At 63.8% G+C, this 19021-nt stretch carries 16 protein-coding genes; 14 read left to right on the top strand and 2 right to left on the bottom strand.

Translation table 11 applies throughout. From position 1 onward, the window contains the following. On the top strand, positions 1 to 768 hold the full coding sequence (locus ABCR88_RS29895; protein WP_011063821.1) for a TerB family tellurite resistance protein: 768 nt from the start codon (positions 1 to 3) through the stop codon (positions 766 to 768). A gap of 45 nt (positions 769 to 813) precedes the next feature. Here ABCR88_RS29895 and ABCR88_RS29890 read toward each other — a convergent pair whose 3' ends face one another. Next, a complete protein-coding gene (locus tag ABCR88_RS29890) occupies positions 814 to 1803 on the bottom strand; it encodes an alpha/beta hydrolase family protein (RefSeq protein ID WP_041120085.1) in 990 nt (329 codons plus the stop codon). Between the two features lie 74 nt (positions 1804 to 1877). Between ABCR88_RS29890 and ABCR88_RS29885 the strand changes: the two genes are divergently transcribed. From ABCR88_RS29885 to trpE, 13 genes are all read left to right on the top strand, one after another. Then, positions 1878 to 4277 carry a sensor histidine kinase gene (locus tag ABCR88_RS29885; RefSeq protein WP_041120083.1) on the top strand — a complete coding sequence of 800 codons (2400 nt, stop codon included), beginning with the start codon at positions 1878 to 1880 and terminating at the stop codon, positions 4275 to 4277. 13 nt (positions 4278 to 4290) lie between these two features. Then, positions 4291 to 4920, top strand: coding sequence for a response regulator (locus ABCR88_RS29880; protein WP_011063818.1), 630 nt, complete (start codon positions 4291 to 4293; stop codon positions 4918 to 4920). Between the two features lie 262 nt (positions 4921 to 5182). Next, positions 5183 to 6307, top strand: coding sequence for an ABC transporter ATP-binding protein (locus ABCR88_RS29875; protein ID WP_041120082.1), 1125 nt, complete (start codon positions 5183 to 5185; stop codon positions 6305 to 6307). 43 nt (positions 6308 to 6350) lie between these two features. Then, positions 6351 to 7394 carry an ABC transporter substrate-binding protein gene (locus tag ABCR88_RS29870; protein WP_011063816.1) on the top strand — a complete coding sequence of 348 codons (1044 nt, stop codon included), beginning with the start codon at positions 6351 to 6353 and terminating at the stop codon, positions 7392 to 7394. A gap of 148 nt (positions 7395 to 7542) precedes the next feature. Continuing rightward, complete coding sequence (locus ABCR88_RS29865; RefSeq protein ID WP_011063815.1) at positions 7543 to 8790, top strand: ABC transporter permease; 1248 nt, start codon at positions 7543 to 7545, stop codon at positions 8788 to 8790. A gap of 13 nt (positions 8791 to 8803) precedes the next feature. Beyond that, complete coding sequence (locus ABCR88_RS29860) at positions 8804 to 9628, top strand: ABC transporter permease (RefSeq protein WP_011063814.1); 825 nt, start codon at positions 8804 to 8806, stop codon at positions 9626 to 9628. A 102-nt stretch (positions 9629 to 9730) separates the two neighbouring features. After that, the gene (locus ABCR88_RS29855; protein ID WP_011063813.1) at positions 9731 to 11104 is read left to right on the top strand and encodes a sigma 54-interacting transcriptional regulator; all 1374 of its coding nucleotides are present in this window, start codon (positions 9731 to 9733) and stop codon (positions 11102 to 11104) included. A gap of 197 nt (positions 11105 to 11301) precedes the next feature. Continuing rightward, complete coding sequence (locus ABCR88_RS29850; protein WP_041120078.1) at positions 11302 to 12450, top strand: iron-containing alcohol dehydrogenase; 1149 nt, start codon at positions 11302 to 11304, stop codon at positions 12448 to 12450. A 73-nt stretch (positions 12451 to 12523) separates the two neighbouring features. Then, positions 12524 to 13969 (top strand): membrane protein, encoded by a 1446-nt coding sequence (locus tag ABCR88_RS29845; protein WP_011063811.1) that lies wholly within the window; start codon positions 12524 to 12526, stop codon positions 13967 to 13969. Positions 13970 to 14086: 117 nt separating this feature from the next. Then, the gene (locus ABCR88_RS29840) at positions 14087 to 15235 is read left to right on the top strand and encodes an iron-containing alcohol dehydrogenase (RefSeq protein ID WP_011063810.1); all 1149 of its coding nucleotides are present in this window, start codon (positions 14087 to 14089) and stop codon (positions 15233 to 15235) included. 80 nt (positions 15236 to 15315) lie between these two features. After that, complete coding sequence (rpe, locus tag ABCR88_RS29835; RefSeq protein ID WP_011063809.1) at positions 15316 to 15990, top strand: ribulose-phosphate 3-epimerase; 675 nt, start codon at positions 15316 to 15318, stop codon at positions 15988 to 15990. Beyond that, positions 15987 to 16805, top strand: coding sequence for a phosphoglycolate phosphatase (locus tag ABCR88_RS29830; RefSeq protein ID WP_011063808.1), 819 nt, complete (start codon positions 15987 to 15989; stop codon positions 16803 to 16805). The genes rpe and ABCR88_RS29830 overlap by 4 nt, the downstream gene beginning before the upstream one ends. Positions 16806 to 16876: 71 nt before the next feature. Further along, a complete protein-coding gene (gene trpE, locus ABCR88_RS29825; RefSeq protein WP_053160224.1) occupies positions 16877 to 18364 on the top strand; it encodes an anthranilate synthase component I in 1488 nt (495 codons plus the stop codon). Positions 18365 to 18516: 152 nt separating this feature from the next. Here the strand turns inward: trpE and ABCR88_RS29820 are convergent, their stop codons facing one another. After that, on the bottom strand, positions 18517 to 18957 hold the full coding sequence (locus ABCR88_RS29820; RefSeq protein WP_015637243.1) for an Rrf2 family transcriptional regulator: 441 nt from the start codon (positions 18955 to 18957) through the stop codon (positions 18517 to 18519). Between the last annotated feature and the right edge of the window lie 64 nt (positions 18958 to 19021).

The raw sequence follows: 19021 nt of genomic DNA, 5'->3' as shown, positions 1-19021 counted from the left end.
ATGTGGTGGCCAGGGACTCTGATCGGAGCCGGAGCTGGATTTGCAATCGCCAGTATTCCGGGGGCCATGCTCGGTGCGTTGCTGGGGCAGGCGCTGGACCGGCGTCTGCAACTGCACAGCTGGGCGCAGGTGCGTGAACGCCTGGGCGGCCGCCCGGCGTTGCGCAATGATGAATTGCTGTTCGTGCTGCTGGGGCGGCTGGCCAAGAGTGATGGCCGGGTGATGGATGGGCATATCCAGCAGGCGCGCCAGGAAATGCGCTCGCTGGAGATGAACGATGCGGCCCAGCGCCGGGCGATTGCCGCGTTCAACCGCGGCAAGTCGGGCAATGACCGTCTGCGCGGCTATCTGCGTCGCCTCGCGGCCCAGCCCCATGCCGCCGAAGGCGTGCTGCGGGCCTGTTGGCGCATGGTCTGGGCCGACGGCCGGGTCGGGCCGGCGGAGCGCGAACTGATTCAGCTCTGGGGTAAATGGCTGGGCTGGACCCGAGAGCAGGTGCAGGCGTTGGCGCAGGACTACGGTCCGGCGAGGAAGTCACTGGCCGAAGGCGCCCTGACTTATCAAGAGGCGCTGCGCCTGTTGGGGGTTGCAGCTACCAGCGAGCCGGCGCAGATCAAGCGGGCCTATCGGCGCCTGCTCAGCCGCCATCACCCGGACAAGATCGCCGGCAACGGCGCCAGCGAGGCACAGGTGCGTGAGGCTACGGAAAAGACCCGGGAGCTGCACAGCGCCTATGCCCTGATACGCCAGCGCCGGGAATTCCGCTGAGGGTGCAGGCCGCGATTGCCGCTGCGGCAGTCGCGGCCTGTGGGCTCAGCTATCGGTGTTCTGAGGGTTCAACCAACCGCGTACCCGGCGAAACAGCTGCTCTTGCTGGGCGGTGTTGTTGCCGGGCAGGGCCTTGAGGGGAATCTGGCTGAAGTTCGAGTGCTTCAGGCGCTTGTTCGCTTGCAGTCGCTCCAGGGCGGCTTTTTGCGCCAGAGGCTTGTCGACATAGAAGAAGTCGGCAGTGGCCAGCTTCAACGTAGGCGTGATCTCCACCAGTTGCGGTTTGCCATTGGCCGGGGACTGGGCTGCTACCATCACCAGCTTCTGTACCTGGGCCGGTTGTTTCTCGCTGAGGTAGCGTGCGGCCCAGTAGGCACCCGTACCATGACCCAGGAGCACGATACTGCGGGCGTTCTGCTGTTCGGCAAAGGCCAGGGCAGCATCGACGCGGGTGAAGATGCGCTCGGCATCCGCCTTGATCTGCTCTTCCGTGCTTTCTGCTACTACCCGGTCGGCCACGTCGGCTTCGCCGCCAGCGACCTGCTCGATCGGCTTGGCCTCGGTGCTGGCATCCTTGGCGGTGTTGGCCTTGTCCGTAGGGGCCGGTGCGGCTTCGACCACCCGTGGTTGCGCGGCCTCGCTGAGCATGTCGGGCAGGGTCAGGCTCAGGCTGGCCCACTCGGTGTCCGGCAATTTGTTGCGCAAAGGTGCAATGGCTTGCGGCCAGTCAGCGGTTTCACCCGCTCCCGGGAGGATAATCACCACGCCCTTGGGGTCGCTGGTGTTGGCCGGCTTCCACAGGGCCAGGAAGGTATCGCCGCCGGCTTGCAACTGCTGCTGTTCCAGGGCGGGCAACTGGCGCTCCAGGGCGGCGGCGTCTTCCTGGCTACGCTCAGGCAGAGGTTGGCGTTGCGCCGGTTGTTCCTCGGGAGTCTTGGTTTCTGGAGCCGGGTCGGCAGCTTGCACAGAAAAGGTCCAGGGCAGGATCAGCGACAGGCACAATGCGGGCAGTGCCGAGCGGTGGACAAGGGGCATCGGATATTCCAGGCCAGAAGTAATTCCGGCAGCCTAATGGGTTGGTCAGTATTTGTCAGGGTGTGAGACTTCAGATGATGCGTTTTCGCTGCCTTCTGCTTATCGGCTGTCTGTGCCTTCCCTTGATAGGCCATGCGGCCCCGACGCCCCAGGTGCCGACTGCGCCCTTGAGCCTGGAACAGCGCCAGTGGCTGGCGCAGCACCCCGAGTTGCGGGTGGGGCTGGTGTTGCAGGCGCCGTTCGCCCAGTACGACCGGCGCCTGCAGCGGCTGTCCGGGGCCAATGTCGAGTTGATGCAAGCCCTGGCCAAGGCGCTGAACATCGAGCTCAGCTGGCGCAACTTCCCTGACCAGGCACAGCTGGAGCGGGCCCTGCGCGACGGCGAGGTGGACATGGCCCCGGGCCTGACCCAGACCCCGGCCGGTCTGCGCCTGTGGTTGTTCAGCGACCCCTATATGCGCGTGCCGCAGCTGGTGGTCGGGGAGCGCAAGGGCGCAGGTGCGGTGGAGCTGGAAAAACTCGACAGCCAGGCCCGGGTCGCCGTGCGCATGCCCAGTGCGGTGGCCGATTACCTGCGCCTGACTTACCCCAACCTCAACCTGCAAGGGGTGCCGCTGGAGCGCCAGGCCCTGCAGTTGCTGCTGAGCCAGCAGGCCCGCTACGCGGTGGTGGACGAGGCTCAGCTCAGTCGCCTTTCGGGGGAGGCGGAGTTCGCCGGGCTGGCCGTGGTGGGGGATATCGGCTTGCCGCAATTGCTGCGGGTAGCCACTCGCCGCGATTGGCCGGAACTGGCGAGCATTGTCGAAGCGGCCTTGCATGCGATCCCGGCCAAGGAGCTGGAGCAGCTCCATGGCCGCTGGCTCCAGCCCAAGTACCCGCGGCTTGGCGAGTCCCCCGGGGTCTGGCAGAACCTCAGCCTGCTGTTGGTGATCCTGCTGCTGGCGAGTCTGGCGATCGTCTTCTGGCAGCGCCGCCAGCAGCGCAGCCTGGAGCAGCGCCTGCTGGCTGCGCGGGAGGACATCGCCTTGCGTGCCGCCAGCGAGGAAGCCCTGCGCCTGACCCAGTTCTCCATCGATCAGAGCACCGTGGGCATTCTCTGGGTCAATTGGGACAGCCATGTGCGCTACGCCAACCGGGCAGCCGAAGAGATGCTCGGTTACCCGGCGGGCGGGGTGATCGACCGGCCGCTGATCGATTTCGAGCCCAACCTGCATATGGATCGCTGGCTCAACCTGTGGAAGCGGGCCCGGGGCAGCGAGGAGGGCGTGCAAAGTTTCGAGACCCAGTGTGTGCGTGCCGATGGCAGCATCCTGCCGGCGGACGTGTCCCTGAGCTTCCTGCGCTTTCGTGACAGCGAATACCTGGTGGTCTATCTCAATGACGTGACCGAGCGCCGTCGCGCGCTGGCGGCCCTGCGCGAAAGCGAGGCGCGTCTGCAGGGGATTGCAGCCAACGTGCCGGGCCTGGTGTTCCGCCTGGAGCGGGCGCCGGTCACCGGGCAGATCGACTTCGCCTATATCAGCGAAGGCAGCGAGACCCTGGTGGGCTACTCGCCAGCAGTGCTGGCCCACCGGGACAAGGGCCTGCGCAGCCTGGTGCACCCGGACGACAAGGCCAGCTATCACCAGACCCAGGACCAGGCCCTGGACACCGACAGCGACTGGTCCTGGCAGGGCCGCATCCTCACTCGCCAGGGCCAGCAGCGCTGGGCCGAGATCAAGGCCATCACCCGGCGCCTGGATGACGGCGCGTTTGTCTGGGACGGCATTGTCTGGGACATCAGCGAAAGCAAGCGCATCGAGCTGGAACTGGCCAGCTCCCGTGAACAGTTGCGGGAGCTGTCGGCGCACCTGGAAAGCGTGCGCGAAGAGGAAAAGGCCCGCATTGCCCGGGAAGTCCATGACGAACTGGGGCAGATGCTGACTGTGCTCAAGCTGGAAACGTCCATGTGTGAGCTGGCCTATGCCCAGCTCGACCCGGGCCTGCATGAACGCCTCAACAGCATGAAGCGCCTGATCGCCCAGCTGTTCCAGCTGGTGCGGGATGTGGCTACCGCACTGCGGCCGCCAATCCTCGATGCGGGCATCGCCTCGGCCATCGAATGGCAGGCCCGCCGGTTCGAGGCCCGCACCCAGATCCCCTGCCTGGTCCAGGTGCCGGACAACCTGCCGCGCTTGAGCGACGCCAAGGCCGTCGGCCTGTTCCGTATCCTCCAGGAGGCCCTGACCAATGTCATGCGCCATGCCCAGGCGCATACTGTGGAACTCACCCTGACCCTGGAAGCACACGAGCTGTGCATGAGCATCAGCGATGACGGCCTGGGCTTCGACACCGCTTCTGCACGTCCGACGTCCTTTGGCCTGGTAGGCATGCGCGAGCGGGTGCTGATCATGGGCGGGAGCCTGTCGCTGCACAGTGAGCGGGGCGAAGGCACCACCCTGAGTGTCCGGGTGCCCCTGGACCAAGAACAATAATGAGGAGACACGCGTGATCCGTGTACTGGTAGCCGAAGACCACACCATCGTTCGCGAAGGCATCAAGCAACTGATTGGCCTGGCCAAGGACCTGGTCGTGGTGGGCGAGGCGAGCAACGGCGAGCAGTTGCTGGAGACCCTGCGTCAGGTGCCCTGCGAAGTGGTGCTGCTGGATATCTCCATGCCCGGGGTGAACGGCCTGGAGGCCATTCCGCGGATCCGTGCCCTGAGCAATCCGCCGGCGATCCTGGTGCTGTCGATGCACGACGAGGCGCAGATGGCCGCCCGGGCGCTGAAGATCGGCGCTGCCGGCTACGCCACCAAGGACAGTGATCCGTCGCTGCTGCTGACGGCCATTCGCAAGGTGGCATCCGGCGGCCGCTATATCGACCCGGACCTGGCTGACCGTATGGTCTTCGAGGTCGGCCTGACCGATACCCGGCCCCTGCATTCGCTGCTTTCCGAGCGTGAATTCTCGGTTTTCGAGCGCCTGGCCCAGGGCGCCAATGTCAACGACATTGCCCAGCAACTGGCCCTGAGCAGCAAGACCATCAGTACCCACAAGGCGCGGCTGATGCAGAAGCTCAACATCACCTCCCTGGCCGAACTGGTGAAATACGCCATGGAACACAAGCTGCTCTGACACCCTCTGCGGTGCTCTCCCTCCCCTTGGGGGAGGGTACTTATCCATTTGCGACATTCCGCGCTTTCAGGCTTTCGCCGTTTCTTGCCGCTTGCAGCCTGTCGTTTGCCTCCGCCCTTATCCAATCGCGCCATTCTTGTAGGGCAATCCCTACACGCAACCTTCCAGACGGCTGAGGCGAATCTCTCCTGGCCCCCGATTTGCGCGCTCTGCAGGCTCCTCTAGGCTTGTTCCACAGCCGTCTAAAACAAAAGGTGCGGGTATGAGCGAGGTCGTTTCAAGTGCTGGGGCCAACGATGTTCTGGTCAGCTTTCGTGGTGTGCAGAAGAGCTACGACGGCGAGAACCTGATCGTCAAAGACCTCAACCTGGAAATTCGCAAAGGCGAGTTCCTCACCCTGCTGGGGCCGTCCGGTTCCGGCAAGACCACCAGCCTGATGATGCTGGCCGGTTTCGAAACCCCGACCGCCGGCGAGATCCAGCTGGCCGGGCGCTCGATCAACAATGTGCCGCCGCACAAGCGCGACATCGGCATGGTGTTCCAGAACTACGCGCTGTTCCCCCACATGACCGTGGCCGAGAACCTGGCCTTTCCGCTGTCGGTACGCGGCTTGAGCAAGACCGACATCAGCGAGCGGGTCAAGCGGGTGCTGAGCATGGTCCAGCTCGACGCTTTCGCCCAACGCTACCCGGCCCAGCTGTCCGGCGGCCAGCAGCAGCGGGTGGCCCTGGCCCGGGCCCTGGTGTTCGAGCCACAGCTGGTGCTGATGGACGAACCCCTTGGTGCCCTCGACAAGCAACTGCGCGAACACATGCAGATGGAGATCAAGCACCTGCACCAGCGCCTGGGCGTGACCGTGGTCTATGTGACCCACGACCAGGGCGAAGCCCTGACCATGTCCGACCGGGTGGCGGTGTTCCACCAGGGCGAGATCCAGCAGATCGCGCCGCCGCGCACTCTCTACGAAGAGCCGAAGAACACCTTCGTCGCCAACTTCATCGGCGAGAACAACCGCCTCAACGGCCGCCTGCACAGCCACAACGGCGAGCGTTGCGTGGTGGAGCTGGGGCGTGGCGAGAAGGTCGAGGCGCTGGCGGTGAATGTCGGCCAGGTCGGCGGCCCGGTGACCTTGTCCATCCGCCCGGAGCGGGTGAGCCTCAACGGTTCCAGCGAAAACTGCGTCAACCGCTTCTCCGGCCGGGTGGCGGAATTCATCTATCTGGGCGACCACGTCCGGGTGCGCCTGGAAGTCTGCGGCAAGAGCGACTTCTTCGTGAAACAGCCGATTGCCGAGCTCGATCCTGCGCTGGCAGTGGGTGACGTGGTGCCGCTTGGCTGGCAAGTCGAGCACGTTCGCGCGCTCGATCCGCTTCTAGAGGCGAATTGATCGCCCCCCTGCAACACCAACCTGCACGTGGAGAACACAATAAATGTTGAGATCCCTGAAATTCACCGCCCTGGCACTGGGCATGATGGGTGCGGCGCACGCCATGGCGGCGGGCCCGGACCTGACCGTGGTGTCCTTTGGCGGGGCGAACAAGGCGGCCCAGGTCAAGGCCTTCTATGCCCCTTGGGAAGCGGCGGGCAAGGGCAAGATCATCGCCGGCGAATACAACGGCGAAATGGCCAAGATCAAGGCCATGGTCGACACCAAGAGTGTGTCCTGGGACCTGGTAGAAGTGGAGTCCCCGGAACTGTCCCGCGGTTGCGACGAGGACATGTTCGAGCAACTGGACCCGGCGCTGTTCGGTAACAGCGAAGACTACGTCAAGGGCGCGATCCAGCCGTGCGGCGTGGGCTTTTTCGTCTGGTCCACGGTACTGGCCTACAACGCCGACAAGCTGAAAACCGCTCCGAGCAGTTGGGCTGATTTTTGGGACGTCAAACAGTTCCCGGGCAAGCGCGGCCTGCGCAAGGGCGCCAAGTACACCCTGGAGTTCGCCCTGATGGCCGACGGCGTCGCGCCCAAGGACGTGTACAAGGTCCTGGCCGGCAAGGATGGCCAGGACCGTGCCTTCAAGAAACTCGATGAACTCAAGCCCTACATTCAGTGGTGGGAAGCCGGCGCCCAGCCGCCGCAGTACCTGGCTTCCGGCGACGTGGTCATGAGCTCGGCTTACAACGGCCGGATCGCCGCGGTGCAGAAGGAAAGCAACCTGAAAGTGGTGTGGAACGGCGGCATCTACGACTTCGACGCCTGGGCCATTCCAAAAGGCCTGGACAAGGCTCGCGCCGAAGCGGCGAAGAAGTTCATCGCCTACTCGGTGCAACCGCAGCAGCAGAAGACCTATTCGGAGAATATCGCCTACGGCCCGGCCAACACTCAGGCCGTGCCGCTGCTGGCCAAGGACATCCTCAAGGACATGCCGACCACTCCGGAAAACATCGCCAACCAGGTGCAGATCGACGTCAGCTTCTGGGCTGACAACGGTGAGCAACTGGAACAGCGCTTCAACGCCTGGGCTGCCAAGTAACCACCCCCTGCCGTTGTAGGAGCGAGCTTGCTCGCGAAGGCGTCATCAGCATCAACCTTGATGGTGAAGCACAGCCTTCGATGCGCGGCCAAGCCCGCTCCTGCTGCCGGGTGGTTTGTATTCGAAAGATCGATTCGCGGAGTTTGTCATGACCATCACCGTTCCCCTGAACGCGGTCACCGGCCCGACCCTCAAGCAGCGGCTGGCCCGTGCCGAGCGGGTCAACCGCTGGAAGGCCCAGGCGCTGATCGCGCCCCTGGTGCTGTTTCTGCTGCTGGTGTTCCTGGTACCGATCGTGGCGCTGCTGTACAAGAGCGTCGGCAACCCGGAAGTGGTCGGCGGCATGCCGCGTACTGTGGCGGCCGTGAGTGCCTGGGACGGTCGTGGCCTGCCCGCCGAAGGGGCCTACAAGGCCTTGAGCGAAGACCTGGCGGACGCCCGCAAGAATCAGACCCTGGGCGACCTGTCCAAGCGTCTGAACATGGAGTTGGCCGGCTACCGCAGCCTGCTGACCAAGACCGCTCGCGCCCTGCCGTTCAAGGCCGAGCCCGAATCCTATAAAGAAGCCATGGAAAGCCTGGATGAGCGCTGGGGCGACCCGGCCTACTGGCAGGCGATCCGCCGCAACACCAGCAGCCTGACCCCGTACTACCTGCTGGCGGCGGTGGACCATCGCATCGACGACCTGGGCGAACTGGCGCCGGCCACCCCGGACCAGTCCATCTACCTGGACATCTTCGCCCGCACCTTCTGGATGGGCCTGGTGATCACCGCCATCTGCCTGGCCCTGGCCTATCCCCTGGCGTACCTGCTGGCCAACCTGCCGGCGCGCAAGAGCAACCTCCTGATGATCCTGGTGCTGCTGCCGTTCTGGACCTCGATCCTGGTGCGAGTGGCGGCGTGGATCGTGCTGCTGCAATCGGGTGGCCTGATCAACAGCGCGCTGCTGGCCATGGGGGTGATCGACAAGCCCCTGGAACTGGTGTTCAACCGTACCGGGGTCTACATCTCCATGGTGCACATCCTGTTGCCGTTCATGATCCTGCCGATCTACAGCGTGATGAAAGGCATCTCGCCGACCTACATGCGTGCGGCGATCTCCCTGGGCTGCCATCCGTTCGCCAGCTTCTGGCGGGTGTATTTCCCGCAGACCTACGCCGGGGTCGGCGCTGGTTGCCTGCTGGTGTTCATCCTGGCGATTGGTTACTACATCACCCCGGCATTGCTGGGCAGCCCGAACGACCAGATGGTCAGCTACTTCGTCGCCTTCTATACCAACACCAGCATCAACTGGGGCATGGCCACGGCCCTGGGCGGCCTGCTGTTGCTGGCGACCATCGTGCTCTATCTGATTTACAGCTGGCTGGTGGGCGCAAGCCGCCTGCGCCTGAGCTAAGGAGAGAATCGAAATGCTGAGCCCCTACATGTCGCCCGTCGAACGGGTCTGGTTCTACAGCTTGCGGATTCTCTGCGGCTTGATCCTGTTGTTCCTGGTGTTGCCGGTGCTGGTGATCATCCCGCTGTCGTTCAACTCCGGCAGTTTCCTGGTGTACCCGCTGCAGGGCTTTTCGCTGCACTGGTACCAGGACTTCTTCGCCTCTGCCGAGTGGATGCGCGCGCTGAAGAACAGCGTCATCGTGGCGCCGGCCGCAACCTTGCTGGCCATGGTCTTCGGCACCCTGGCGGCCATCGGCCTGACTCGCGGTGATTTCCCCGGCAAGGCGCTGGTGATGGCCCTGGTGATTTCGCCGATGGTGGTACCGGTAGTGATCATCGGTGTGGCCAGCTACCTGTTCTTCGCCCCGCTGGGCATGGGCAACAGTTTTTTCTCGCTGATCATCGTGCACGCGGTGCTTGGGGTGCCCTTCGTGATCATCACCGTGTCGGCAACCCTGCAGGGCTTCAACCACAACCTGGTGCGGGCCGCGGCCAGCCTGGGCGCCTCGCCGCTGACCACGTTCCGCCGGGTGACCTTGCCGTTGATCGCCCCCGGGGTCATCAGTGGCGCGCTGTTCGCCTTCGCCACCTCGTTCGATGAAGTGGTGGTGACCCTGTTCCTCGCCGGCCCGGAGCAGGCCACCCTGCCGCGGCAGATGTTCAGCGGCATCCGCGAGAACCTCAGCCCGACCATCGCCGCTGCGGCCACGTTGCTGATCGCCTTCTCGGTGATCCTGCTGCTGACCCTGGAATGGCTGCGTGGGCGCAGCGAGAAACTGCGCACGGCTCAGGCCTGAGCCCCTCGGGCGGCCTTGTACTAAGGTCTGGGCCGCCCCGTCCCCTCTGCTTGTCGTTCACCCGTAAACTGCGCGCTTCCCATGCTTACTGTGGAGTCGCGGGTGAACTTCAACGATGCCAGTTTCGAAGAGCTGCTCAATGCGCTGCATGACGGCGTCTACATCACCGATGGCCAGGGCCAGACCCTCAAGGTCAACCAGGCCTACGAGCGCCTCACCGGCCTGAACGGCGCCGAGCTGCTGGGGCGGCCGATGCAGGAACTGGTGAAGAGCGGGGTGATTTCCCAGTCCGCTTCACTACGGGTACTGCAGGACGGTCGGCCGGTGTCGGTGATGCAGAGCCTCAGCCACGGCAAGAAGTTGCTGGTCAGTGCCACGCCGATCCTCGCCGCCGACCAGAGCATTCGCTATGTGGTCAGCACCGTGCGCGACATGACCGAGCTGCTGCGCATCAAGCGCGAGCGCGACGAGTTGCAGCAGCTCAAGCAGCTGCGCACCAGCACTGCGCGGCTGCATGCGGGCCAGCGTGACGACCTGTTGCAATCACCGCTGATGGCCGACCAGGAGGTTTCCGGACGGGTCTTTGCCCAGGCCCGGCAAGTGGCCGACTGCGACGTGAAGGTGCTGCTGCAGGGGGAGACGGGTGTGGGTAAAACCCTGGTGGCGCAATTTATCCACAACGCCAGTGCTCGTGCCCGCGAACCGTTCCTGGCCCTCAACTGCGGGGCGCTGCCGGAGAACCTGATCGAGGCCGAGCTGTTCGGCTATGCCCCGGGTGCCTTCACCGGTGCCGGCAGCAAGGGCAAGCGCGGGCTGCTGGAACTGGCACACAACGGTACGCTGTTTCTCGACGAGATCGGCGATCTGCCCCTGGCGGTGCAGGTCAAGCTGCTCAAGGTCATCGAAGAGAACCGCTTCATTCCGGTGGGCGGCCTGGAGCTCAAGGAGGTGGATGTGCGCATCATCAGCGCCACCCATCACGACCTCAAGCAGCGGGTGGCCGAGGGCAAGTTCCGCGCCGACCTGTATTACCGCCTGAATGTGGTGCCCATCGCGATCCCGGCCCTGCGCGAGCGCAGCGAGGAAATCGGCCCCTTGCTGGAGTACTACCTGGAGCACTTCAACCAGCGCTATCAGCGTCAGGTGCAGTGGAGCCTGGAAGCCCTGGAACTGCTGGGCGAGTACGCCTGGCCGGGGAACATCCGCGAGCTGATCAACGTGGTGGAGCGCCTGGTGGTGACCTGCTCCGGCCAGGTGATAGAGGCCCTGGACCTGCCGGAGGACCTGATCGAGCAACAGGCCCGCAACACCGACGACAGCCGCCTGCCGCTGCGCAAGGTGCTGGAGAACGCCGAGCGCCAGGCGATTCGCGCGGCCCTGCAACTGCACAAGACCACCCGCCTGGCCGCCAAGGCGCTGGGGGTGAGCCAGGCCACGGTGGTGCAGAAGATGAAGCGCTGGGAACACTCTGATTAGAATTCTGATCAGAGCTGCCTGCAGCGATCAGCAATTCAATCGCGACGGCCCGGTCATTCCCCTGGATTTCCTCCCAGAGCCTTGTAGATCAAGGCTTTGCGTATCTTGGCACAGCTTTCGCTCTACAGCCTGCGAGCCCATTCGAGAGTGGCCGCCTGACGGCGCTCTTGCCACAACAATTAAACAAGGCCGAGCTGATGAGTATTTCTGCGTTCAAGATTGCCAACAAACTGATTACCGGCCAGGGCGCCATCGAACAGCTGGACGCCGAACTGGCGCGCCTGCAGATCAGCAACCCGCTGATCGTCACCGATGCGATCCTGCTCAAGTCCGGCACCGTCGATCTGGCCCTGGCCCACCTGGGCGGGCGCGCCTACCGGATCTTCGACGAGGTCCAGCCGGAGCCGGAAATCGCCATAGTCCAGGCCTGCACCCAGGCTTACCGGGCCGGTGGCCACGATGGCCTGATCGGCCTGGGCGGCGGCAGCGCCATTGATATCGCCAAGGCGGTGGCGGCGTTCGCCGGCCATGAAGGCGCGCTGGAAGAACTGTTCGGGGTGGATCAGGTGCAGCGCAAGGGGCCGCCGCTGATTGCCATTCCTACCACTGCGGGCACCGGTTCGGAGGTGACCAACGTGGCGATCCTCTCGGACAAGGTGGCCCAGTTGAAAAAGGGCATCGTCAGCGATTACCTGCTGCCGGACGTAGCGCTGGTGAGCCCGGTGATGACCCTGACCTGCCCGCGCAGCGTCACCGCCGCCAGTGGCGTCGACGCGCTGGTGCATGCGGTGGAGTCCTACCTGTCGCTCAACGGTTCGCCGATCACCGACTCCCTGGCCCTGGGCGCTATCCGCCTGATCGTCAGGGCGCTGCCCAAGGCCTACGCCAACCCGGCCAACCTGCAGGCCCGGGAAGACATGGCCACCGCCAGCCTGATGGCCGGCATGGCCTTCGGCAATGCCGGAGTCGGTGCGGTGCATGCCCTGGCCTATCCCCTGGGCGGGCGCTTCAATATCGCCCACGGGGTGAGCAACGCGCTGCTACTTCCCTACGTCATGGCCTGGAACAAGATGGCCTGTGTCGAGCGCTTTCGCGATATCGCCCAGGCCATGGACCTGCCGATCGCCGGGCTCAGTGATGGCCAGGCCGCAGAGCAGGCGGTCCAGGCCATGGCTGTGCTGTGCGCTGCGGTGGACATCCCCACGGGCATGCGCAGCTTCGGTGTGCCCGAGGACGCGATCCCGGCCATGGCCGTGGAAGCGGCGGGTATCCAGCGGCTGATGCGCAACAACCCGCGCCAACTGAGCCCCGGCGATATCGAGCAGATCTACCGGGCTGCCTATTGATCGATCCTTGCCCGTGCCAACTGGCGCGGGCCGCTTTACACCGCCACCAATACCAATAAGACAGGTGCAGTTGATGCCAACGCCTTCCGACACTCGGCACGAAACGCCGTACATCGCCCTTGGCCCGTTCAAGGTGCGTTTGCCCTTTATCCACTACAAATTCGAGCTGCCGGACTACCTGCAAGGCTTGCTGATGTGCGCCGTCGACCTGGCGGCCATTCCACTGATGACCGAGTTCCTCGGCATGCCCTTCGAGATGGCCTTGGCTGTGGTCATGCTTAACGGCCTGTTGTACCTGGCCCACCACCTGCTGGGCGACCCCGTGGTGCCCGGCTGGATCACCCCGGCGGTGCCGCTGCTGATGGCCTATTGCGCGCAGTTTCCCGTGGGCCCGGAGCGTGTCCACGCGCTGATTGCCTTCCAGCTGATGCTCGGGGTGTTCTCCATCGCCCTGGGGGCCACCGGCATGGCACGCAAGGTGGTGGGCTTCGTGCCCTCGGCGATCAAGTCGGGAATCATTGTCGGCGCCGGGCTCAGTGCGGTGACCGCGGTGTTCCAGGTGGGCGGCAAGTTCGACAGTTTTCCCTGGACCATTTCCATCGCCATCGGCATTGCCTTCTACCTGATCTTTTCCCAGCATTTTGCCCAGCTCAAGCTGCGCAACCGCTTCTGGTGGAACTTCGCCAAGCTGGGCATCCTGCCGATCATCCTGCTGGCGGTAGTGCTGGCGCCGCTGTTCGGTGAAGCGCCGTGGCCGACCATCCAGTGGGGCCTGAGCAAGCCGGACTTCATCGGCCTGTGGAACAACTACACCGTGTTCGGCCTGGGCATGCCGCCGCTGTCGATGTTCATCAGCGCGCTGCCAACCATGCTCGCGGTGTACATCATCGTCTTTGGCGATGTGCTCAGCGCCAAGGTGTTGCTGGACGAGGCCGAGCAGATCCGCACCGACGAAAAGGTCGACTACGACCCGGACCGCTCGCACCTGATCTTCGGCGGGCGCAACGCATTCATGAGCATCTTCGGTCCGGACATTGCCATGTGCGGGCCGAAATGGGCGGCGATGCTGGTGGTGGTGATCGAGCGCTTCAAGGGCGGGCCCAAGGCCATGAAGTCGATCTATGGCGGCATGGGCTCGTTCCGCTGGGGCACCAACACAGGCTTGCTGCTGTTGCCGGTAGTGACCCTGGTGCAGCCAATTCTTGGGGTCGCGCTGGCGCTGACCTTGCTGATCCAGGGCTACGTCAGCGTGCGCCTGGGCATTCTCGAGGCCCGTAGTCAGCGTGACCTGGGCATAGCAGGGGTGATCGGTGCAGTGCTGGCGATCAAGGGCGCCAGTTGGGGCTTTGCCATTGGCGTGGTGCTGTGCCTGCTGATCTACGGCAAGAACTTCTTCAAGGGCGAGAACGACCGGACTTTCAGTAAGGACCTGGGCGCCGCGGACGCAACTCCCGTCCCGGGTGCCCAGCCAGGGCCCCAGGCCAAGCCCGCCCGGGCGGTGGAAAGCGAGGTGGCCTGAGCCTCCGCGCGCAACGTTAGCACTGTCGTGATGCCGATCGGGCATCGCGACAGCCCGGTTGCGTAATCCCCAGCTACGCTTGTGCCGGCTCCCACCTTTATATAAGAGGCTGCGCACATGAGTATTTCCTCTTTCAAGATCGCCCATAAATTGCTGACCGGCAGCACCGCCATCGAGCAACTGGCTGCCGAGCTGACCCGCCTGGATGTCGATAACCCACTGATCGTCACCGATACTGCCCTGCTCAGGTCCGGCACGGTGGAGCTGGCGCTGGCCCACCTGGGGGAACGCAGTTACGAAGTCTTCGACCGGGTGCAGCCCGATCCGGAAATCGCTATCGTCGAGGACTGCATGCAGGTGTACCGCGAGGGTGGGCATGACGGGCTGATCGGCCTGGGCGGCGGCAGCGCCATCGATATTGCCAAGAGTGTCGGGGCCTATGCCGGCTATCACGGCGCCCTGGAGGACCTGTTCGGCATCGACCAGGTGCCGCGCAAGGGGCCGCCGCTGATCGCCATTCCCACCACCGCAGGCACTGGTTCGGAAGTGACCAATGTGGCGATCCTCTCGGACCGGGTCGCGCAATTGAAGAAAGGCATCATCAGCGACTACCTGCTGCCGGACGTGGCCCTGGTCAGCCCGCAGATGACCCTGACCTGTCCACCGCGTGTCACCGCGGCCAGCGGCGTCGATGCCCTGGCGCATGCCATCGAGGCCTACCTGTCCCTCAATGCTTCCGCGATCACCGACTCCCTGGCCATCGGCGCCATCAAGCTGATCGTCAAGGCTTTACCCAAGGCCTTTGCCAACCCGGCCCACCTGCAGGCCCGGGAGGACATGGCCACCGCCAGCCTGATGGCCGGCATGGCCTTCGGCAATGCCGGGGTCGGTGCGGTGCATGCGATGGCCTATCCCCTGGGCGGACGCTTTCATATGTCCCACGGGGTCAGCAATGCCTTGCTGCTGCCCTATGTCATGACCTGGAACAAGATGGCCTGCGTCGAGCGTATGCAGGATATCGCCGAGGCCATGGGGGTACAGACCGCGCACCTGAGTGCCAGCGAGGCGGCCGACCGGGCAGTGGAGGCCATGGCAGCGTTGTGTGCGGCGGTGGAAATTCCCAGCGGCTTGCGCAGCTTCGGCGTGCCCGAGGATGCGATCCCGGCCATGGCCGTCGAGGCCGCGGGTATCGAGCGCTTGATGCGCAACAACCCGCGCCGGCTGAGCCCCGCCGATATCGAGAAGATCTATCGCGCGGCCTACTGATCATAGCGGTTACGGTGTGCGCTCCAAAGCATGAGGTATACAATGCGCGCCATCGTGATTCTGCTCAAAAAAGGTGCGTCATGCAGCCCTTCGCTATTGCTCCGTCGATTCTCTCCGCCGACTTCGCCCGTCTGGGCGAGGAAGTGGACAATGTCCTGGCCGCCGGCGCCGACATCGTGCATTTCGATGTCATGGACAACCACTATGTGCCGAACCTGACCATCGGCCCGATGGTCTGCGCTGCGCTGCGCAAGTACGGGATCACCGCGCCGATCGATGCACACCTGATGGTCACTCCGGTGGACCGCATCATCGGTGATTTCATCGAAGCGGGCGCCACCTACATCACCTTCCACCCGGAAGCCACGCTGCATGTGGACCGTTCCCTGCAGATGATCCGCGAAGGCGGTTGCAAGGCCGGCCTGGTGTTCAACCCGGCAACTCCGCTGGACGTGCTCAAGTACGTGATGGACAAGGTCGACATGGTGCTGCTGATGAGTGTCAACCCGGGCTTTGGCGGGCAGAAGTTCATTCCGGGCACCCTCGACAAGCTGCGTGAGGCTCGTGCCTTGATCGATGCCTCCGGGCGGGATATCCGCCTGGAAATCGACGGTGGGGTGAACGTGGGCAACATCCGCGAAATCGCTGCCGCAGGCGCCGATACCTTTGTGGCAGGCTCGGCGATCTTCAATGCGCCGAACTATCAGGAAGTCATCGAGAAAATGCGTGCCGAACTGGCGTTGGCGCGACCATGAGCGCCTTTGAGCAGCTGTTCCAGGGGCGCCTGCCACGGCTGGTGATGTTCGACCTGGATGGCACCCTGGTCGATTCGGTACCGGACCTTGCGGCCGCCGTGGATCAGATGCTGCTCAAGCTGGGGCGCAAGCCTGCCGGTGTCGAGGCGGTGCGTGAGTGGGTTGGCAACGGTGCGCCCATGCTGGTGCGCCGGGCCCTGGCCAACAGCCTGGAGGCCCAGGGTGTCGACGATGTCGAGGCCGAGTATGCGCTGGAGCTGTTCAATACCGCCTACGAGGACAGCCACGAGTTGACTGTGGTCTATCCCGGTGCGCGTGAGACTCTCAAGTGGCTGCACAAGCAGGGCGTGGAAATGGCCCTGATTACCAACAAGCCCGAGCGTTTCGTGGCCCCCTTGCTGGACCAGATGAAAATCGGTCGGTATTTCCGCTGGATCATCGGCGGCGATACCCTGCCGCAGAAGAAACCCGACCCGGCGGCGCTGTTCTTTGTGATGAAGATGGCCAGCGTGCCGGCCTCGCAATCACTGTTCGTCGGCGATTCGCGCAGTGACGTACTGGCAGCCAAGGCGGCGGGGGTCAAGTGCGTCGCCCTGAGCTACGGCTACAACCACGGCCGGCCGATTGCCGAGGAGTCGCCGGCGCTGGTGATCGACAACCTGCGGGCGCTGATCCCCGGTTGCTTAGAGCCTGCCGCTGAGATAACGTTGCCCGACGCTGTTCCATCCCATTCTGGAAACTCCATCGTGGTGGTCACTCGCAAACTCTGGATGAAAGTCATCAAGGCCCTGGCCCGCTGGCGTTGGCGCGCCTGATTTTTGTCTGGCCGGCCCCGCCGGCACGTTTGCATACCTGACTGTTAGACCCTCAAGCCACGAGGCACCCCATGATTCGCGAAGAATTCCTGCGTTTGGCCGCAGCCGGTTACAACCGTATCCCGCTGGCCTGCGAAACCCTTGCCGACTTCGACACCCCGCTGTCGATCTACCTGAAACTGGCCGACCAGCCCAACTCCTATCTGCTGGAGTCGGTTCAGGGCGGTGAGAAGTGGGGGCGTTACTCGATCATCGGCCTGCCGTGCCGCACTGTGCTGCGGGTGCACGGCTTCCAGGTCAGCGTGACCCATGATGGCGTGGAGATCGAAAGTCACGAAGTGGCCGACCCACTGGCCTTCGTCGAGGAATTCAAAGCCCGCTACAACGTCCCGACCATTGCCGGCCTGCCGCGTTTCAACGGTGGCCTGGTGGGCTATTTCGGCTATGACTGCGTGCGTTATGTCGAGCCGCGCCTGGGCCCGTGCCCGAACCCGGATCCGATCGGTGTGCCGGATATCCTGTTGATGGTCTCCGACGCGGTAGTGGTGTTCGACAACCTGGCGGGCAAGGTGCACGCCATCGTGCTGGCCGACCCTGGCCAGGACAACGCCTTCGAAGCCGGCCAGGCACGTTTGCAGGAATTGCTGGCGCAATTGCGCCAGCCGATTACTCCGCGTCCGGGCCTGGATTTCAGCAAGCAGCTGGCCGCCGATCCGCTGTTCCGCTCCAGCTTTACCCAGGCTGACTATGAGCGGGCCGTGGACACCATCAAGGAATACATCCTGGCCGGTGACTGCATGCAGGTGGTGCCGTCCCAGCGCATGTCCATCGATTTTTCGGCGGCGCCCATCGACCTGTACCGGGCGCTGCGCTGCTTCAACCCGACCCCTTACATGTACTTCTTCAACTTCGGTGATTTCCACGTAGTGGGCAGCTCGCCGGAAGTACTGGTGCGGGTCGAAGACAACCTGATCACTGTGCGGCCGATCGCCGGTACCCGCCCCCGGGGCGCCTCCGAGGAGGCCGACCTGGCCCTGGAGCAGGACCTGCTGTCGGACGCCAAGGAGATCGCCGAGCACCTGATGCTGATCGACCTGGGACGCAACGACACCGGTCGGGTCTCGGAAATCGGTTCGGTGAAACTCACCGAAAAGATGGTCATCGAGCGCTATTCCAACGTGATGCACATCGTTTCCAACGTCACCGGCCAGCTCAAGGCCGGGCTGACGGCCATGGATGCGCTGCGGGCGATCCTGCCGGCGGGCACCCTGTCCGGCGCACCGAAAATCCGTGCGATGGAAATCATCGACGAGCTGGAACCGGTCAAGCGTGGGATCTATGGCGGCGCCGTGGGTTACTTCGCCTGGAATGGCAACATGGACACCGCCATTGCCATTCGCACGGCGGTGATCAAGAACGGCGAGCTGCATGTACAGGCCGGCGGCGGGATTGTTGCCGACTCGGTGCCGACCCTGGAGTGGGAAGAGACGCTGAACAAGCGTCGCGCAATGTTCCGTGCCGTGGCACTGGCGGAACAGCCCCCTGCATCCAAGGCTTGAGGAGTTGCTGTCGTTGATTGGTTTTGTGAGGATCCTGATGTCTATCAGGTCCTCATGAAATCCAGTGCTGTGGTGTATATCAATCGAGCGCGGGAGCGATAAGCGCCCAGTTGCTGCGCTGATGAAGGCCCCGAGCATTGCGCCCTAAGGTCTTAGGCCTGCCTGATATTTTCCTGCGGCTTTTCGAAGGCAACGAACAGTTGGTCTGCGGTGATAGTGCCAAGGTCCAGGCGCATGTTGGCTTCAAGCATGGCGAACAGGCGGGTGAATACATCGAATACCTTGCAGTGTTCTTCCATGCCTGAGAACGGGTTGTCGATCTTCTCGGCGATCAGCGAGCTTTCCTGTACGGCGTCATAGACCTCACGCAAGGTGATATCGCTGGCTGGGCGTGCGAGGGTCAGGCCGCCGTGGGCGCCGCGCCATGACTTCAGAATATTGGCTTTGACCATCAACGACACGAGACTGCGTACCCGGGTGGGATGAGTCTTGACCCACTTGGCAATGGTCTCGGTACGCAACCTCTGCGGCGCGTTGGCCGCTACGAACGAGAGGATGTATGAGGCGGTGATCAGGCGGGTCGACTGACTCATCTAGTTTGAATTCTCTCTTCAGTGGTAGGGCAGTAGCGACATTCCGATCTGCCCCTTCGAACCG

It is taken from the genome of Pseudomonas sp. W17, assembly GCF_040268305.1.
Taxonomy (GTDB): Bacteria; Pseudomonadota; Gammaproteobacteria; order Pseudomonadales; family Pseudomonadaceae; genus Aquipseudomonas; species Aquipseudomonas protegens.
The sequence above is the reverse complement of the archived record's forward strand: the minus strand, read 5'-3'. Positions and strand labels throughout refer to the sequence as shown.

Bases quoted from the DNA above. Each gene is read 5' to 3' on its own strand.
- ABCR88_RS29895 (WP_011063821.1), top strand. From the start codon at position 1: ATGTGGTGGCCAGGGACTCTGATCGGAGCCGGAGCTGGATTTGCAATC.
- ABCR88_RS29890 (WP_041120085.1), bottom strand. From the start codon at position 1,803: ATGCCCCTTGTCCACCGCTCGGCACTGCCCGCATTGTGCCTGTCGCTG.
- ABCR88_RS29885 (WP_041120083.1), top strand. From the start codon at position 1,878: ATGATGCGTTTTCGCTGCCTTCTGCTTATCGGCTGTCTGTGCCTTCCC.
- ABCR88_RS29875 (WP_041120082.1), top strand. From the start codon at position 5,183: ATGAGCGAGGTCGTTTCAAGTGCTGGGGCCAACGATGTTCTGGTCAGC.
- ABCR88_RS29870 (WP_011063816.1), top strand. From the start codon at position 6,351: ATGTTGAGATCCCTGAAATTCACCGCCCTGGCACTGGGCATGATGGGT.
- ABCR88_RS29865 (WP_011063815.1), top strand. From the start codon at position 7,543: ATGACCATCACCGTTCCCCTGAACGCGGTCACCGGCCCGACCCTCAAG.
- ABCR88_RS29860 (WP_011063814.1), top strand. From the start codon at position 8,804: ATGCTGAGCCCCTACATGTCGCCCGTCGAACGGGTCTGGTTCTACAGC.
- ABCR88_RS29850 (WP_041120078.1), top strand. From the start codon at position 11,302: ATGAGTATTTCTGCGTTCAAGATTGCCAACAAACTGATTACCGGCCAG.
- ABCR88_RS29845 (WP_011063811.1), top strand. From the start codon at position 12,524: ATGCCAACGCCTTCCGACACTCGGCACGAAACGCCGTACATCGCCCTT.
- ABCR88_RS29840 (WP_011063810.1), top strand. From the start codon at position 14,087: ATGAGTATTTCCTCTTTCAAGATCGCCCATAAATTGCTGACCGGCAGC.
- rpe (WP_011063809.1), top strand. From the start codon at position 15,316: ATGCAGCCCTTCGCTATTGCTCCGTCGATTCTCTCCGCCGACTTCGCC.
- ABCR88_RS29830 (WP_011063808.1), top strand. From the start codon at position 15,987: ATGAGCGCCTTTGAGCAGCTGTTCCAGGGGCGCCTGCCACGGCTGGTG.
- trpE (WP_053160224.1), top strand. From the start codon at position 16,877: ATGATTCGCGAAGAATTCCTGCGTTTGGCCGCAGCCGGTTACAACCGT.
- ABCR88_RS29820 (WP_015637243.1), bottom strand. From the start codon at position 18,957: ATGAGTCAGTCGACCCGCCTGATCACCGCCTCATACATCCTCTCGTTC.